Here is a 16,533-nt window from a genome sequence, read left to right on the forward strand (position 1 = left end):
GGGCTGGGGGAGGCTGGTCACCCCTGGCGGTGTGAGCGGGGAATCGGGAGGCGGGCATGTCCCCAATGCGGCAGTGGAGACGATCAGCGTCCCCAATGCCACATTGGGGACATCAGGCCGCGGTACGAACAGGCCCGCCCGCAACACGACACCTTTGCCTTACCCCTCAACAACCCTCCTTAGCATTCACAACCCGAGAACTCGGCCGCCGACGGGTTTCGCCCAGTCGTGGTCTCCTCGGCGGTGAGGAGGTCGTTTTCGTCGACGGCGGACAGGTCCAGCGTCTGGTAGTCGAAGTCGTCGAACAGGATCGTGATGCGGTCCGGTTCCACCGACATCACGGCTGCGACTCCTCGCGTCTTTCCGTTACCGTCACGAACAGGTCGCGCCAGGCGTCCCGCGCGGAAACGGCGGTCTCGACGACCCACTGGCACTGAACCCGAGCCCGACGGTGCGTTCACTGGCGATTCGACCGGGCAGGCGCCGGCCACGTCGGTAGGGTGAACCAATGGACGTCGGGCTCACGCAGCGCATCGAGGCGAACTTCGTCGAACATGTCTGCCATCTGCATCGCCATACCGAGGGTATGACGGTCACGGAAACCGATGATCTGGTGATCGCCGACAGCGGTATCGAAGGCGATACCAGTACCGGTGCCGCCGCCTTCAACATCGTCGCAAATGCGCGTTTCGCGCCCGAGGAGGTGAAGGACCGCCTTCATCGCACGACGTTCGCGCTGCGGTTGACCGGCCGCGCCTTCTCTTGGTTGGCCGGTCCGCAGTCCGCTGACCTGCCGTTCGACAGCGTCGACTTGGCCGCGGGGGAGCGCAAAGCCGCGATGTGGGCACACAGCGCGGAAGTCCCCGCTGGAGGCCCGCACCCGGATCTGGAGGTCCGCCGGGTCCGCACCAGTGAGGAACTCGCCGAGTATGCCCGGATACTGGCCGCCGATCGGGCTGCACCCTCCGCCGTCGAGTTCTACGATCGGGTGGCCCCGTCCGCCCTCGCCGAGGACTGCCCGGCGCACTATCTGCTCGGTTACCACGACGGCGAGCCTGTGTGCGCAGGCGAAACCTTCCGGCACGCCGGGATCGCCGGTATCTACAACATCTCCACTCTGGCCGCCTCCCGGCGCCGGGAATTCGGCGGTGTCATGACCTTGGCCGCGGTGGACAGTGCTCGCGCCGCCGGATACGACACCGTGGTGCTCCAATCCCCGGCCGAGGACGAGCCGGTGTACCGCGAACTCGGGTTCCGCACCGACGGTTGGTTCACCGAGTACCCCATCCCGATCGTTCCGTTGGAGGACCGCCGCTACACCACGCGGGAGCAGCTGCTCTCGATCGGCTTCGAGCACGTCCACGTGGAGAACGACCGCTACGACGGCCCACAAGCCGGCGTCGCCGACATCGACGGCGTTCCGCACTATTTCGTCCGGCTGAATCGCTCCTTCGAGGACGGCGACGAATTCTCCGTCTGGCCGATCGACGACGAGAGTTTCGCCCTCGAACAGGAAGCCTGGCGGCTCTATGTCACAGCATGGGACGCGGGGGATCACCAGCCCGCACGCCTGACCGAATTGAACGCGCTACTGGAAGCCCGCAATAGCACGCCGCCCGCCACGGCGCGGACGATGTTCGCGCAGTGGCGTTACGATGAACGCGATGTGCGCCACGATGAGAACGGTCCGTCCTACCTGATGCGCTGGCGCTAGTCGCCCCGCATCCGCCGAGCGCGCCGGGCCAGGTCGTCCGAACCGTTCGCGAGGAGCGTCACGTCGGCGCCGACCAGGACGAACAGAGCGCCCGCGTCCAGGTAGCGCTGGGCTTGCGCGGGGTCGAAAGCGTTGACGCCCACCGGTTTCCCGCGCGCCAGGACAGCGTCGAAGGTGCGTATGACGGCCGCGGTCACGTCAGGGTGGGTCTGCTGCCCGAGAAGCCCCATCGAGGCGGCCAAATCGGACGGTCCGACGAAGATTCCGTCGACGCCGTCCACGGCGGCGATCGCGGAGGCGGCCTCCACGCCCGCGGTGGATTCGATCTGCACGAACAGTGAGGTGAACTCGTCGGCATCGGCGAGGTAACCCTCGACCCGGTTCCAGCGCGCCGACCGCGAGAGGGCGCTGCCGACACCGCGCACGCCTCGTGGCGGGTACCGGACGGCGCGCACGACGGCCTCGGCCTCCTCGACGCTGTCGACCATGGGGACGAGCAAGTTCTGCGCCCCGAGGTCGAGCAGCCGCTTCAAAGCGACGGTGTCGCCGGAAGGCGCCCGCACCATCGGCGTAATCGGGTACGCGGCGATCGTCTGCAGCAATGTTTGCACCGTCTCCAGCCCGACGGGGGAGTGCTCGGTGTCGACGAGCAGCCAGTCGAGGCCGGAACCGGCGCAGATCTCCGCTACGACGGGACTGCCCGACGTCACCCACATCCCGATCTGCGGCCGAGTGGACTCGGCGAGCCGCGCACGGAAGGTCGGCGCTAGACGAAGCGGCATGTGATCGCCCCCAGGTCCCGGTAGTCGGCTGTCACCGTGTCACCGGGGTGGACCCACATCGGCCGGGTGAACGAACCGGCCAGCACGATGTCGCCCGGATCGAGCTTGTCACCGTGCTGCGCGAGTTTGTTCGCCAGCCACGCGACCCCGCTCGCGGGGTGGTTCAGCACCGCGGCGGCGACACCGGATTCCTCGATGGTTTCGTTGCGGTACAACAGCGCGGAAACCCAACGCAGGTCGACGGCGTCCACGGCGACCGGGTTGCCGCCGTAGACCATCCCGCCCATGGCCGCGTTGTCGCTGATCGTGTCCACAATGGTCCGGCCCGCCATCTCGATACGCGAGGACAGGATCTCCAGAGCCGGGACGACGTACTCGGTCGCGCGCAGCACGTCGAACACCGTGGCGTCCGGCCCGGCGAGGGAATCACGCAGCACGAAGGCCAGTTCGACCTCGATCCGCACGTTCGAGAACCGGCTGTGCTCGAGCACGGAACCGTTCTCGAACACCATGTCCGCGAAGATGGCGCCGTAGTCGGGTTCGGTGATCCCGGTGGCGGCCTGCATGACCTTCGACGTGAGCCCGATCTTGCGGCCGACCGGACGGCGTCCCGCCGCGATGCCCCGGCGCCGCCATTCGTTCTGCACGGCGTAGGAGTCCTCGACGGTCATGTCCGGATAGCGCGCCGTCAGCAGCGGGATCGTTTCCCGGGCCTCCTCCGCGGCCGCCAGTTCGTCGGCGATCGCCGTGATCGTTTCCTGTTCGAGCATGTCTCCGCCTCAGAGCTGGTTGCCGAGCTTGTATTCGCCCTGTTTCCAGGACGGGAGTTGCCCTTCGTCGTCGCCTTTGCGGGTGTAGGAGAAGCCGTCGGCGCCGATGGTGACTTCCAGTTCGCTCTCTTCGGCCCTCGCGACCACCGGCTGCGGTTTGCCGTCGAGGTCGAGCACGAGGGACGCCTCGGTGTACCACGACGGAACCACCGGCGTGCCCCACCAGTCGCGGCGCTGGTTGTCGTGCACGTCCCAGGTGATGACCGGGTTGTCGGGGTCACCGGTGTAGTAATCCTGGGTGTAGATCTCGACGCGGTGCCCGTCCGGGTCGCGCAGGTAGAGATAAAAGGCGTTCGAGACGCCGTGCCTGCCGGGGCCCCGTTCGATGTGGTCCGACATCCGCAGCGAACCGAGCTTGTCGCAGATGGACAGGATGTTGTGCTTCTCGTGCGTGGCGAACGCGACGTGGTGCATCCGCGGCCCGTCGCCACCGGTCATCGCGGTGTCGTGCACCGTCGGCTTGCGCCGCATCCACGCCGCGTAGGTGACGCCTTGCTCGTCCTGGATGTCTTCGGTGACGCGGAAGTTGAGGTCTTCCATATGCTTCACCGCACGAGGGACGTCCGGGGTGACCTGGTTGAAGTGGTCGAGCCGGACGAGCGCGCCCGGGACGTGCAGGTCATAGCGCCAGCTGAGCCTGTCGACGTGCTGGACGTCGTGGAAGAACTCGAGCGGGAAGCCGAGCGGATCCTGAACCCGCACCGAGTCGCCGATGCCCTTGGTGAACCCGTCCGCGTTGCGCTCGACCCGGCAGCCCAGTTCCGAGTAGAACGCCACGGCCTTGTCCAGGTCCTCCGGCGACCGGACGCGGTAGGAGAAGGCCGCGACCGCGGCGACCGGGCCCTCGCGCAGCACGAGGTTGTGGTGGATGAACTCGTCGATCGTGCGGAGACTGACCGTGGTCTCGTCCTCTTCGGTCACCGTCAGCCCGAGGACGTCGGCGTAGAACGCGCGCGAACGGGCCAGATCGGTGACGACGAGTTCCATGTACGCGCACCGCAGGACGTCCGGCGGCGGTGAGGACGGCGTGGGGATCGGGGTCATGACAGCATCCTTTGTGGACGAAGGAACGGATCGTCAGTCGACGGGCTTCGCGCCCTTGCCGAAGGCGGGGTTGTGCACCTCGCCGAGATTGATGTGCACCGCCTGCTGGTCGGTGTAGAAGTCGATCGAGCGGTATCCGCCCTCGTGTCCCAGCCCGGACGCCTTGACCCCGCCGAACGGCGTGCGCAGATCCCGGACGTTGTTCGAGTTGAGCCAGACCATCCCGGCCTCCACCGACTGCGCGAAGTTGTGCGCCCGCTTGAGGTCGTTGGTCCAGACGTACGCCGCGAGCCCGTACTTCGTGTTGTTCGCGAGTTCGAGCGCTTCGTCCTCGGTGTCGAACGGCGTGATCGCGACGACCGGGCCGAAGATCTCCTCCTGGAAGATCCGGGCGTCCGGTTTGACGTCGGCGAACACCGTCGGCGCCACGTAGTTCCCGGTCGGGAAACCCTCCGGGCGGCCGCCGCCCGCGACCAGCCTGGCTTCGGTCTTCCCGATCTCGATGTACTTCATGACCTTTTCGTAGTGCTCGGGATGCACCAGCGCGCCGACCTCGGTCGCGGGATCCGCCGGGTCGCCGACGACGACGCGCCCGGCCTGCTCGGCGTACCGCTCGACGAACTCGTCGTAGATCGCGCGCTCGACCAGGATCCGGCTGCCCGCCGTGCAGCGTTCGCCGTTGAGGGAGAACACGCCGAAGATGGTCGCGTCGATCGCGGTCTCCAGATCGGCGTCGGCAAAGACGATGGCGGGCGATTTGCCGCCCAGCTCCATTGACAGTCCTTTGAGGAACGGCGCTGCGTTCCCGAAGATGAGGCTGCCGGTTCGGCTTTCGCCGGTGAACGAGATCAGCGGGACGTCCGGATGCTTCACGAGCGCGTCGCCCGCGTCCTCGCCGAAGCCGTTGACGAGGTTGAACACACCCGGCGGCAGCCCGGCCTCTTCGAAGATCTCCGCCCAGAGCGACGCCGAAAGCGGCGTGAACTCGGCGGGTTTGAGCACCACGGTGTTGCCGGTCGCCAGCGCCGGGGCGAGTTTCCACGACTCCAGCATGAACGGCGTGTTCCACGGTGTGATCAGCCCGGCGACACCGATCGGCTTGCGGTTGACGTAGTTGACTTGGCGGCCGGGAACCTTGTAGGCGTCGTCGGCCTGCGCGACGATCAGATCGGCGAAGAACCGGAAGTTCTCCGCGGCCCGCCGTGCCTGGCCCAGCGCCTGCGAGATCGGCAGTCCGGAGTCGAAACTCTCCAGCGCCGCCAGCCGCTTGTCCCGCGACTCGACGAGGTCGGCGATGCGGTTGAGCACGCGCGCCCGTTCGCGCGGCAGCAGCTTCGGCCACGGCCCTTCGGTGAACGCCTTCCGCGCGGCGGCGACGGCGCGATCGATGTCGGCCTTCTTCCCCGCGGCGGCCCGCACGTAGACCGCGTTGGTCACCGGGTCGAGCACGTCGAAGACGGCGCCGTCGGCCGAATCGGTCAGTTCACCGCCGATGTAATGCCGGATCCGCTCCGGGACACCGTCGGGGATCGGCCGGGGAGTCGTGCTGGTCAAAAGTCCTCCTCAGTCAGCGGTTCGCGCGATCTCGAGCGTCCAGAAAGGCCTGCATGGTGGCCCAGCGGTGATTGCGCGCGGCGAATTCGATGTCGAGCGGGTCGGCCTTCTCGGAGATCAGCCGGAGGATCTCTTCGTGCTCCTCGACCGACCGGTGAGCACGGTCGGGGACGAACGCGAACGTGGAGTCGCGCAGTCCGGACAGCCGTGTCCAGCCCTGGTGCACGAGGTCGAGGATCTGCGGGTTGGGGCAGCAGGCGAACAGCAGCGAGTGGAACTGCTGGTTCAGCGCGGTGAACTCGTGGGCGTCGAAGTGGTCCAGCAGGGTGATCATCCGTTCGTTCACCCTGCGCGCCTTCGCGATGTCCTCTTCGGTCAGTCCCGGCGCGGACAGCGCGGTGGCGACGCCTTCGACGACACCCAGGGTCTGCATGGCGTGGACGTATTCGTTCTGATCCACCATCGCCACGCGTGCGCCGACGTTGCGTTCGAAGGTCACCAGCCGTTCGGCCTCCAGCCGCCGGATCGCCTCGCGCACCGGGACGACGCTCATGTCGAGCGCGCCGGCGATCTCGGCGAGGACGAGCCGGTAGCCGGGTCCGTATTCGTGCCGGGCGATCCGCTCACGCAGCCATTCGTAGGCGAGTTCGGATTTGCTGGCCGTCTTCACTGCTTCTTCTGCCATGCCTCATACCTTTCCCGCCACAACGGGTTCAGCGGGAAGAGCCCCTCGACCGGGTGGCCCTGTCCGACCTGCTCGGCGATCCACGCGTCTTCGTCCTCCTGGACGAGCGTCGCGGCGACGACCTCTTCCGCCAGCGCCGGCGGGATGACGATCGCGCCGTCGTCGTCGCCGACGATGATGTCGCCGGGCAGCACGGTCGCCCCGCCGCAGGCGACCGCGACGTCGGTGTCCCACGGCACGTGCTTGCGGCCGAGGACCGCCGGATGCGGACCTCGCGAGAACACCGGGAGACCGGTCGCGGCGACGGCGTCGAAATCGCGGACCCCGCCGTCGGTGATCACCCCGGCCGCGCCGAGATACCGTGCCCGCAACGCCAGGATGTCGCCGAGTGTTCCGGAACCCGCGTCACCCCTGGCCTCGATGACGATCACCTCTCCGGCGCCGACCGAGTCGAACAGGCGCTTCTGCGCGTTGTAGCCGCCACCGTGGGTTTTGAAGAGGTCCTCGCGATTCGGGACGAAACGCAGAGTCCGTGCCGTACCGACGATCTTCGATCCCGGGATGTTGGGACGTACGCCGTCGATCGCGACGTTGTTCAGCCCGCGCTTGCGCAGCTGGGCGGACAAACCCGCGACCGGCGCGCGAAGCAGCTTGGCCCGGAGTTCTTGGCTGAGCGCGGGGGCTTCCTCTTCCTCCTCCTCGGCGACGGGAGTGCCCCACGCTTCGGCACGCTGCTTGTCGTCGACCTGGGGGAGGCTTCCGATGTCGGAGAAAGAGCGGATTCCCTGCGTGACGGTGGTGTGGAGCCGTCCACTGCTGACGGAAGTGCCGGGTACGTCCACTTCGACCACCACGACGTCGCCGGGGGAGACCACGGTGGATCCGGCAGGGGTGCCGGTGAGGATGACATCGCCGGGTTCGAGCGTGAAGTGCTGGGAGAGGTCGGAAACGAACTGCCGCAAGGGGAACAGTAGTCCGGCCGTGGTGTCCTCCTGCACCAGATCGCCGTTCACCCAGGTACGCAAGCGCAGGGACGCGGGGTCGACGTCGCGCGCGTCGATGAGGCCGGGGCCGAGCGGGGTGTAGCCGTCGCCGCCCTTGGACCGGACGTTGGAACCCTTGTCCGCGGTACGGAGGTCATAGAGGCCGAAGTCGTTCGCCGCGGTGACCGCGGCGACGTGGTCCCACGCCTTGTCCGGTTTCACCCACCGGGCGGCGGTACCGATGACCAGCGCGATCTCGCCCTCGAAGGCCAGGAGTTCGGTACCGGCGGGACGTTCGACCGTGTCCCCGGACGCGCCGATCGAGCTCGCCGGTTTGAAGAAGTACGACGGGTTCGCCGGACGTCGTCCGCGCTGCTCGGCCCGTGACGCGTAGCTGAGATGGACGGCGATGATCTTGCCCGGCCGTGTACCCAGCGGACCGGACCCGCGTCCCGATGACGCCGTTGGTTCGTAAGTGTCCATGTTTCCCTGAATCGCTCGGCCCTGCTTCATGACTGATCTTGCTTCGTATCTAATAACGTATATGATTCTGTGCCACAGTGGCAAGGCGGCCACCGAGTGGCCTTCGCCTCGCCCGGGATCCAGCGGGCCGCCACTCGCGCCAGGCCTACGTCAAAGGAGTCAAGGTGTCGAATCCAGCGCAGGATGAACGCACGCCAGGCCGCGTCGCCCCGCCGTCGTCCGATCGGCGCCGGGTCGCGTTCGCGACCGTCGTCGGCACCACGGTCGAGTGGTACGACTTCTTCGTCTACGCGTCCGCCGCCGGGCTTGTCTTCGGCAAGCTGTTCTTCTCCGGCCTCGGGGCGAACAGCACGCTCGTGTCCTTCGCGACCGTGGGCGTGAGCTTCCTGTTCCGCCCGCTCGGCGCCTTCCTCGCCGGGCACTTCGGCGACAAGTACGGCCGCCGCGCCGTCCTCGTGCTGACCTTGATCCTGATGGGCGCCGCGACCACGCTGATCGGTGCGCTCCCGACCTTCGACCAGATCGGCGTCCTCGCGCCGGTGCTGCTGATCCTTTTGCGGGTCCTGCAGGGTGTCTCGGCGGGCGGTGAATGGGGCGGCGCCGTGCTGATGGCCGTCGAGCACGCGCCGTCGAAACGCCGAGGCCTGTTCGGCGCCGCGCCGCAGATCGGTGTCCCGCTCGGGCTGCTGCTGGCCTCCGGTGTGCTCGCGCTGACCAGCCTGCTCGTCCCCGGTCAGGCGTTCCTCGACTGGGGCTGGCGGATCCCGTTCCTGCTCAGCGTCGGGCTGATCCTGGTCGGGCACTACGTCCGGCGCCGTGTCGAGGAAAGTCCCGTCTTCCGCGAGATCGCCGAACGGCGCGAGCAGACCCGGACCCCGATCATCCAGCTGTTCCGCAAGCACGCCGTGCTCGTCCTGGTGGCCGCGCTGGTGTTCGCGGGCAACAACGCCGTCGGCTACATGACCACCGGCGGCTACATCCAGAACTACGCGACCAACCCGAAGGGGCCGATCGGACTCGACCGCGGCCCGGTGCTGTGGGCGGTGACCGCGTCGGCGGCGACCTGGCTGCTTTCGACGTGGGCGGCGGGTGCGGTGTCCGACCGGATCGGCAGGCGGCGCACCTATGTCCTGGGCTGGACCGCGCAACTCGCCGGGGTCGCGGTGCTCTTTCCCTTGGTGGACACCGGAAATGTGGTACTGCTGGCGCTGGGCTTGATCATTCTCAGCGTCGGGCTCGGGTTCACCTACGGCCAGCAGGCGGCGTTCTACGCGGAACTGTTCCCCGCGTCGATCCGATTTTCCGGCGTTTCGATCTCTTACGCGCTCGGCGCGATCCTCGGTGGCGCGTTCGCGCCGACGATCGCCACCGCGCTGGTCGGGGCGACCGGGACTTCGTGGTCCGTGGCCGTGTACCTGGCGGGGATGACGGTGATCGGCCTCATCGCCACGCTGCTCCTGCGGGACCGGTCGGGGATCCCGCTCGGCCCGGACCACGAGGCGGAGCAGGCGGTGAGCCCGCTTCGCTTCGGTAAGTAGCGAGGTCGTGAGTGGCGATTCGTGTTCTAACCCGAATCGCCACTCACGAGTACTGGTTAAGGAGGCCTTGACGACTCACCCGCCGAGGGCGTCACGGACGGCCTTCGCCGCCGCCTTCAGCCGCTCCGCGAGTTCGGCGGGGGCGTGCGCACTGGACAGGTAGACCACCGCGAGCGCGGCGGGATTGTGGCCGCGCAAGGAAAGCGGCACCGCGACGGCGCTGAGGTTCTCGATCACTTCGCCATGACTGTCCGCGTATCCGCGCATCATCACTTCGTGGACTTCTTCCGCGACCTCCTCCGGCCATTCTTCGGCCGGTAGCTGGGAAAGGACCGCGCGCCCCGGAGCGCCCGCGGTGAACGGATGCCTGGACCCCGGGCGCTGCGCGACGGACGCGACGGCGTGCCGGGGTTCCACGCTGACCAGGGTCACGCACTCTTCGCGGTCGAGTACCGCCACGAAACACGTCATGCCGAGTTCGTTCGCGACCGTGGTCAGCTCGGGGAGCGCGGCGGCCTGCAGGTCGTGTTTGATCCCGGCCGCGAGGGCGGCGAGCCGCGCGCCGAGTTCCATCCGGCCGCCGGGATCGCGGGTCACCAGTCCGTGGTCTTCGAGCGTGCGGATGAGCCGGTACGCGATCGACCGGTGCACGCCGAGCCGTTCGGCGATCTGGTCGACGCTGAGCGCTTCTTGGGCGTCGGCGAGCACTTCGAGTACGCGGATGCCACGGCTGAGCGTCTGGGACGTGCTCGCGGTCTTGCGGGAGTCCGAAACCATCGTATACGATCCATTTCGATAGTTGAACTGGCTGTTCGATTATAGAACAGGATCCGACGATGATGTCACGCGAAACCAGTTTCTCGCCGGGCTCGAATCTCTATCGGCCACCGGCGCAGTTCTTCCGGGGTTGTCTCGGCCGGTTCGTCACGGGCGTGGCGGTGGTGACCTTCGACGCCATTACCGCCGACGGCTCGGTGAAGCGGCACGGCCTGACGGTGAACTCGTTCACCGCCGTCTCGATGGAGCCACCGCTCGTGCTCGTGTCGATCCAGCGCACGGTCAAGAGTCACGATCTGCTGGAGGGGCGGCCGTTCGCGGTCAACGTCCTCGGCGCCGAACAGCAGGCGCTCGCGATGAACTTCGCCGGACGGCCGACTCCCGAAGGCGCGCCCGTCTGGGTCGAAGGCGGGCACGCGCCGCGGCTCGCCGGCGTCCTCAGCTGGTTCGACTGCACGCCGTGGGCCGCCTACGACGGCGGCGACCACACCCTGTTCCTCGGTGAGGTGCGGGAGTTCGACTACCGCACCGGCGACGCACTCGGCTTCGTCAACGGGCAGTTCTCGACCGTCCACGAATCCACGCAAGGCCACGAATCCCTGTTCTGACAACGACGTCCACCCTTCAGGAGGAGCACGACATGGGAGCACGTACCGGACAGCAGTACCTCGACAAGCTCAACGCGATGACGCCGGAGCTGTACGTCGACGGCGAGAAGGTGACCTCGAAGGTCGCCGAGCACCCGGCCTTCCGCAACAACGCGCTGACCTACGCGAAGCTGTTCGACCTCCAGCACGACCCGGCGCACCGTGACGTCCTGACCTACGAGTCGCCGACCACGGGGGAGCGCGTCGGGACGTCGTTCCTCGTGCCGCGCACCGAAGAGGATCTCAAGCGCCGTCGTGCCGCTTTCTCCGTGTGGGCCCAGTATTCCCACGGTTTTCTCGGCCGGACAGGCGACTATATGAACTCGTCGCTCACCGCGCTTTCGACCGCGAAGAAGTTCTTCTCCCAGGCCGATCCCGTCTTCGGTGAGCGCATCGAGAAGTACTACGAGAGGGCCCGCGAGAACGATCTTCTCGCGACCCACACGCTGATCCCACCGCAGGTCAATCGTTCCGTATCCGGTAGCCAGCAGGGTGGTGGCAATCTCTCGGCGAAAGTGGTGGAGGAGCGCGAGGACGGCATCGTCGTCCGCGGTGCCCGCATGCTCGCCACGATCGCGCCGATCGCCGACGAACTCCTGGTGTTCCCCTCGACCGTCCTGCGTGGCACCCCCGAGGACGCCCCGTACTCCTACGCCTTCGCGATCCCGAACGACGCACCCGGCCTGAAGTACTTCTGCCGCGCCGGACTCCACCACGGCCGCTCGCACTTCGACGAGCCGCTCGCTTCACGTTTCGAGGAGATGGACGCGGTCGTGGTCTTCGACGACGTGTTCGTCCCGAACGAGCGGGTCTTCCTGCTGGGGCATCCGGAACTGTGCAACGCGTGGTATTCCGAGACCGGCGCCGGCGCACTGATGACCCATCAGGTCGTCACCCGCACGCTGGCGAAGACCGAGTTCTACCTCGGGCTCGCCAGTGAGATCGCCGCGGCGATCGGCATCGGCGGGTTCCAGCACATCCAGCAGGATCTGTCGGAGCTGATCTCCTACGTCGAAATCGAGAAGGCCGTGCTGCGCGCGGCGGAAGCCGATGGCGCGGTCAGCGAGGACGGAGTCTTCCTGCCGAAGTGGGAAGTCCTCAACGCCGCCCGGAACTGGTACCCCACCAAGGTTTCGCCGCGGCTGACCGAGATCATCCGCAAGTTTTCCGCGTCCGGGCTCATGGCCCTGCCGGGGGAGGCCGACTTCGAGGCGGAAGGCCGCCCCGACATCGACGTCTACCTCCAGTCGGCCACCCTGCCCGCCAAGGACCGTGCGCGGCTGTTCAAGCTGGCGCTCGACGCGTCGGTCTCGAGCTTCGCCGGGCGGGAGTCGCTGTACGAGTACTTCTTCTTCGGCGACCCGGTGCGGATGGCCGGTGCCCAGGTGAACGCGTATCCGCGGGAGGCGTTGCAAGAACGGGTGCGGGAGTTGCTGGCACGGGAGGACTGACAATGTGGTAGGTCAGGCGACTATCTCTCCGCTGTCTCGGGGCCGTGCGCACCACGTCAACTTGGTTCATTCCAGGAAATTGGTCAGACTGCGGCCGTGTTCGAACTTCGCGCGGCGGGCCCGGCCTGTTCCGTCACTGGTGCTGCAGATCCGGCTCGGGATAGTCGCCGTGCTTGCGTTCGAGGGCGGTGGTGACCAGACCCAGCGCGATCATGCCGAGGCCGAGCGCGAGGTGCAGCCAGTCGTCGGCGCCGTTCAGCGGGATGAAGTTGCCGGGACTGTCCTCGGGAATCACCAGGCCGAGGAGCCACAAGAGCAGGTAGACACCGCCACCGATCATCAAGAACGCCCGGGAAGCGGCAGGCTTGCGCGCGGCGAGCACGCCCAGGACTCCGAACAGGAGGTGGACGAGGTTGTGCAGGATCGACACGGCGAACAGGCCGAACAGTCGCGCCTCGGAATGGTGTCCGGCGAATTTCAGTTCGTCGTAGCCGGTCGTGATACCCGGGATGAAGCCGAGCACGCCGACCAGCAGGAAGATCACACCGACGGCGAGCGCGGCCACTTGGGGCGGATGCCGCCTGGTGGGGCTGGGTGTTCGGGTCATGGGGCCCGGCTACCCTGCTCTCTCCCGGCCAAACCTGTTTCGCGCGGCGGGCGATGGGCATTCCTCGGGTGAGGCCACCGCGTCCGGGCAGGACGCTGGGCGCACGGGACGACGCATCGCCGTCGGAGGGGAGACAGGACGCGTGTCGGAGTTGCTCGCGGCGGGCGGCTGGGGTCTGCTGGGCGGGTCGGCCCTGCTGGTCGGCGCGATGATCGGTTTCCTGGTCCGGATCCCGAGCCGGGCCGTGGCCAGCGTGATGGCCTTCGGCAGCGGGGTCCTGATCTCGGCGGTGTCCTTCGAACTGATCGCCGAGGCACACGAAAAGGGCGGTTTCCTGCCGACGGCCCTGGGCGCCCTTGGCGGGTCGCTGATCTACACCCTCGCCAACATCGTGCTCGCCCGGCGAGGCGCGCGCCATCGCAAGCGGTCGGGTGACCTGCAGCCGTCCGAGTCGGAGCAGGCCGGTTCCGGTACGGCGATCGCGCTCGGCGCGTTGCTCGACGGCATCCCCGAGTCGATGGTGATCGGAACCAGCCTGCTCGGCGGGGGCAAGGTGAGTGTGGTGACCGTGGCGGCCGTCTTCATCAGCAATGTCCCGGAAGGACTTTCCAGCGCCTCGGGGATGAAGCGGGCAGGCCGGAGCCCACGCTATGTTTTCACGCTCTGGAGTGGCATCGCCGTGATCAGCGGGGTGGCGGCACTGCTCGGTTACGGTCTCCTCGGTGGCGCGTCCGGCACCATCCTGGCCGTGATCACCGCACTCGCGGGCGGGGCGATTCTCGCCATGATCGCCGACACGATGATTCCCGAGGCCTTCGACGACGCGCACCTGTGGACCGGGCTGATCACGGTCGCCGGCTTCCTCACCGCGTTCGGCCTTTCGCGCCTCGGAGGCTGAACGACGTCCGCTCGCCGATGTGGACCGCCATGGACTCAGCCCGCTGGTTCAGGCCCCGCCCGCCGCGAGCAGCGTCAGCAGCTCGGCGTGCCCCGCCTGGGTGATCAGGCTGGCGGCGTCGAAATAGACCCGCTCGTTGGTGATCCGGTCTTCGTCGAAGAAGAACACCGCGATGATCGGCACCCGGAACGCCTTGCCGGTGGGCGGGCGACCGTAAAACTCGCCGAGGTTGGTGCCGAGCAGGTCGAACTCGACGACGACCGACTCGTCGGCGAAGTGGTAGCGGACGTTTTCGTGCCGCTGGTCGGGAAAGGCCGTGCGGGTCATGCGGTAGTAGTCCATGACCTCTTCGTCGCCATCGAAGATCTGCCCGGTCGCCATGATCTCGTAGCGCGGATGGCCGTTGAAAGTGCCCAGTGTCCGGTCGAACTCCTGGGTCACCTCGGTGTTCATGTGTTCTTCGACGATCTTGAGGCGGCGTTCGCGCAGGTCTTCGCTGATCACTGGTCCTCCGGCTCGTTACTGGTGACGATCCGGACCCTACCGCCCGCGGCTTCGTCGTCGGTTCCGTAGAGGAGGCTGTCGCACGAGCGCGAGAGGCAGGTCATCGCCTCGATCTTGTGGCCGGGGAAGTCGCCGATCTTCGCCGGGGCGGGGGAGAGGGCGATCGAACCGTCGGAGCGGAGCGATCCGGCCGCGTACACGGCGGAGTCGAACGGGCCGTTGTCACCGGGGTCGGAGGCCGACGAGATCAGGATCCGGTCGTCCGCGGTGATTTCGACGTCCGAGGCGTGCCGGACGTCGGTGGCGGGGTACGAGACGCGGAACGGGATCGCCTTCGGTTTCCCGAAGGACAGTGTCGGCACCGAGAACTCCGCGGAGTACAGCGTCGCCGGGCGCGTGTCCTGGCCCCGGTCGGCCCAGACCGCGAACAATCGGCCATTCATCTTTTTCAGCGCGAAACTCTCGTAATTGTCGCCGGGGTCGCCCTTCGGTACCTGAAAGGTGCCGAGTACTTTCAGTCGCCGGCCGTCCAGCTTGAGGTGGAAACCTTCGCCGCCGCTGGCCAGGGCGATGAATTCGCCCGCTTTTCCGGGCACCGCTTCGGCCGCTTCCAGGTCGACCGGAAGTTCGCCAGGCCAGTCGATCGGGTCCACCTTGGACACTCGACCGTCGACGAGCCGGACCCGGGACGCCCGATTCTCACCGGCTTTCTTGTTGTCCCGTAGGACGAGTGCGTCGACGCGGCTGTCGTCCCGGCTCAGGACGGCGATACCGCTGGCGCCCGAAGTCATGCCGGTTCCGATGGATTCCCAGCCGCTGCCCGCCGAAGCCGTGGCGGGCAGGAACAGAGGTGCGGCCAATGCCGGGATAATGGCGAGAGAGGCGAATTTCATGCCGATAAAATAAGCCATCGTGCCGGTGGGAACAAAGGCCGAAATCGATGCATTCCGTTCCGGCGCGGCTCCGGGGATCCGCGCCGGAACGGTGCCGGTTCAGCCGCAGGAAAGGGTGCCGGCGCGGAGCGCGTGGCCGCCTTCGTTCCCGTCGTCGGCCCAGACCACCTGCTTGCTTCCGGAAGCGCAGGCAGTCGCGATGGCGAAGCCTTCGTTGTTGTAGTCCGGCATCCCGCTCGGACGGTCGTACGCGGCGGTCACGGCGAACTTGCCCTGCGTGCCGACGGCGAGGGTTGTCGAGGCACCGCCGCAGTTGTCGTCACAGACAGCCCACAGCTTGCCGGTCGAGGCTTCGTACTCGAGTTCCATGATCGAGTCGAGTCCGCTCGCGAAGCTCGCGACGCGGGTGTACTTCCCGCCCGCCTGGTCGAGCGCGTAGGCGTAGATCATCCCGTTGCTCTCGAGGCCGACGAGGTAGAGGCCGGTGCCGTGGCCGGGGTAGCTTCCCGGGTTGTACGGCGCTTTCGTGCGTTCGTCCACGAACCCCTTCGCGGTGAGGGCACTGTCCGGGACCCATGAGACGGCTTCGAGACCGTCGTTGGCCGAAACCTTCGGAAGATCCGCCGTCAGATTCCATTCCGCCTTGGCGGTGAGCGTCTTGCCGGTGCCGGAGACGTCGTACCGGAGCACCTTGAGCGCGCTCGTCTTGCTGTTGTCGCCGTCGCGTTCGGTGGCCGCGACCACGCCGTCCGGGGTGGCCACGACCGCTTCGGCGTCGGGGTCGCCCGTGCCGTCGCGGTAGCGCAGCGCCTTGCCCGAGGACCAGCCGTTGGCGGTGTCCGGCTGCCATTTCGTGCCGTTGCGCACGAGGCGGTACAGCGTGCCGGGCCCGTTCTTCACCGCCCACAGGACGTCGGGTCCGCCGAAGGACAGACCGCTCATGTTGCCGCCTAGGACGTTCGAGCCGTCGGCGTTCGTGACGGCGGAAGCGCCCGGCCAGGAACTGTTCGCCATGGTGCTCGCGGTGGCGGACGTGGTGGGCAGTACCAGCAGGGTGGCGGCCACGGCGGCCACGGCGGCGGGTCGGATCCGACGGGATGATCGAGGCATTCGCGCTCCTTCGGGGCGGACGAAGTGGGTCGC

General features: G+C 67.4%; 17 protein-coding genes. 5 read left to right on the plus strand and 12 right to left on the minus strand.

What is annotated here, in order from left to right; genetic code table 11:
• Positions 1–179: 179 nt before the first annotated feature.
• A complete protein-coding gene (locus ACZ54P_RS30880) occupies positions 180–338 on the minus strand; it encodes a hypothetical protein (RefSeq protein WP_465465110.1) in 159 nt (52 codons plus the stop codon).
• Positions 339–508: 170 nt separating this feature from the next.
• Here ACZ54P_RS30880 and ACZ54P_RS30885 point away from each other — a divergent pair, with 170 nt between their 5' ends.
• Positions 509–1,714, plus strand: a complete 1,206-nt coding sequence (locus ACZ54P_RS30885) for a GNAT family N-acetyltransferase (protein WP_465465111.1) — start codon at positions 509–511, stop codon at positions 1,712–1,714.
• Here the strand turns inward: ACZ54P_RS30885 and ACZ54P_RS30890 are convergent.
• Genes ACZ54P_RS30890 through ACZ54P_RS30915 form a run of 6 tightly spaced genes read right to left on the minus strand, consistent with a single transcriptional unit; the run spans position 1,711 to position 8,075 of the window.
• On the minus strand, positions 1,711–2,496 hold the full coding sequence (locus ACZ54P_RS30890; protein ID WP_465465112.1) for an HpcH/HpaI aldolase family protein: 786 nt from the start codon (positions 2,494–2,496) through the stop codon (positions 1,711–1,713). The two genes, ACZ54P_RS30885 and ACZ54P_RS30890, sit on opposite strands and share 4 nt — an antisense overlap.
• The gene (hpaH, locus tag ACZ54P_RS30895) at positions 2,481–3,266 is read right to left on the minus strand and encodes a 2-oxo-hept-4-ene-1,7-dioate hydratase (protein WP_465465113.1); all 786 of its coding nucleotides are present in this window, start codon (positions 3,264–3,266) and stop codon (positions 2,481–2,483) included. The genes ACZ54P_RS30890 and hpaH overlap by 16 nt, the downstream gene beginning before the upstream one ends.
• 9 nt (positions 3,267–3,275) lie before the next feature.
• Entirely contained in the window at positions 3,276–4,370 is a 1,095-nt protein-coding gene (gene hpaD, locus ACZ54P_RS30900) for a 3,4-dihydroxyphenylacetate 2,3-dioxygenase (RefSeq protein WP_465465114.1), read from the minus strand.
• 33 nt (positions 4,371–4,403) lie between these two features.
• A complete protein-coding gene (gene hpaE, locus ACZ54P_RS30905) occupies positions 4,404–5,924 on the minus strand; it encodes a 5-carboxymethyl-2-hydroxymuconate semialdehyde dehydrogenase (protein WP_465465115.1) in 1,521 nt (506 codons plus the stop codon).
• A gap of 13 nt (positions 5,925–5,937) precedes the next feature.
• Complete coding sequence (locus ACZ54P_RS30910) at positions 5,938–6,609, minus strand: GntR family transcriptional regulator (protein WP_061982504.1); 672 nt, start codon at positions 6,607–6,609, stop codon at positions 5,938–5,940.
• Positions 6,591–8,075, minus strand: a complete 1,485-nt coding sequence (locus ACZ54P_RS30915; protein ID WP_465465116.1) for a fumarylacetoacetate hydrolase family protein — start codon at positions 8,073–8,075, stop codon at positions 6,591–6,593. Before ACZ54P_RS30915 ends, ACZ54P_RS30910 begins: the two co-directional genes overlap by 19 nt.
• Positions 8,076–8,239: 164 nt before the next feature.
• Between ACZ54P_RS30915 and ACZ54P_RS30920 the strand changes: the two genes are divergently transcribed.
• Complete coding sequence (locus ACZ54P_RS30920; protein ID WP_465465117.1) at positions 8,240–9,613, plus strand: MFS transporter; 1,374 nt, start codon at positions 8,240–8,242, stop codon at positions 9,611–9,613.
• A gap of 75 nt (positions 9,614–9,688) precedes the next feature.
• Here ACZ54P_RS30920 and ACZ54P_RS30925 read toward each other — a convergent pair whose 3' ends face one another.
• Positions 9,689–10,390 carry an IclR family transcriptional regulator gene (locus tag ACZ54P_RS30925; protein WP_465465118.1) on the minus strand — a complete coding sequence of 234 codons (702 nt, stop codon included), beginning with the start codon at positions 10,388–10,390 and terminating at the stop codon, positions 9,689–9,691.
• 59 nt (positions 10,391–10,449) lie between these two features.
• Between ACZ54P_RS30925 and ACZ54P_RS30930 the strand changes: the two genes are divergently transcribed.
• Positions 10,450–10,998, plus strand: a complete 549-nt coding sequence (locus ACZ54P_RS30930; RefSeq protein ID WP_465465119.1) for a flavin reductase family protein — start codon at positions 10,450–10,452, stop codon at positions 10,996–10,998.
• Positions 10,999–11,030: 32 nt separating this feature from the next.
• On the plus strand, positions 11,031–12,488 hold the full coding sequence (gene hpaB / locus ACZ54P_RS30935; RefSeq protein WP_465465120.1) for a 4-hydroxyphenylacetate 3-monooxygenase, oxygenase component: 1,458 nt from the start codon (positions 11,031–11,033) through the stop codon (positions 12,486–12,488).
• Between the two features lie 133 nt (positions 12,489–12,621).
• On the opposite strand, the gene ACZ54P_RS30940 is transcribed toward hpaB, so the two are convergent.
• Positions 12,622–13,095 (minus strand): DUF4383 domain-containing protein, encoded by a 474-nt coding sequence (locus ACZ54P_RS30940; protein WP_465465121.1) that lies wholly within the window; start codon positions 13,093–13,095, stop codon positions 12,622–12,624.
• Between the two features lie 142 nt (positions 13,096–13,237).
• Here ACZ54P_RS30940 and ACZ54P_RS30945 point away from each other — a divergent pair, with 142 nt between their 5' ends.
• The gene (locus ACZ54P_RS30945) at positions 13,238–13,993 is read left to right on the plus strand and encodes a ZIP family metal transporter (RefSeq protein ID WP_465465122.1); all 756 of its coding nucleotides are present in this window, start codon (positions 13,238–13,240) and stop codon (positions 13,991–13,993) included.
• Between the two features lie 48 nt (positions 13,994–14,041).
• On the opposite strand, the gene ACZ54P_RS30950 is transcribed toward ACZ54P_RS30945, so the two are convergent.
• The 3 genes from ACZ54P_RS30950 to ACZ54P_RS30960 all read right to left on the minus strand — a co-directional run bounded on the left by ACZ54P_RS30950 (position 14,042) and on the right by ACZ54P_RS30960 (position 16,500).
• Positions 14,042–14,497, minus strand: a complete 456-nt coding sequence (locus ACZ54P_RS30950) for an ester cyclase (RefSeq protein ID WP_465465123.1) — start codon at positions 14,495–14,497, stop codon at positions 14,042–14,044.
• Positions 14,494–15,390 (minus strand): hypothetical protein, encoded by an 897-nt coding sequence (locus tag ACZ54P_RS30955; RefSeq protein WP_465465124.1) that lies wholly within the window; start codon positions 15,388–15,390, stop codon positions 14,494–14,496. Before ACZ54P_RS30955 ends, ACZ54P_RS30950 begins: the two co-directional genes overlap by 4 nt.
• A gap of 99 nt (positions 15,391–15,489) precedes the next feature.
• On the minus strand, positions 15,490–16,500 hold the full coding sequence (locus ACZ54P_RS30960; protein WP_465465125.1) for a hypothetical protein: 1,011 nt from the start codon (positions 16,498–16,500) through the stop codon (positions 15,490–15,492).
• Positions 16,501–16,533: the final 33 nt, after the last annotated feature.

Source organism: Amycolatopsis sp. NPDC034160, assembly GCF_055575355.1.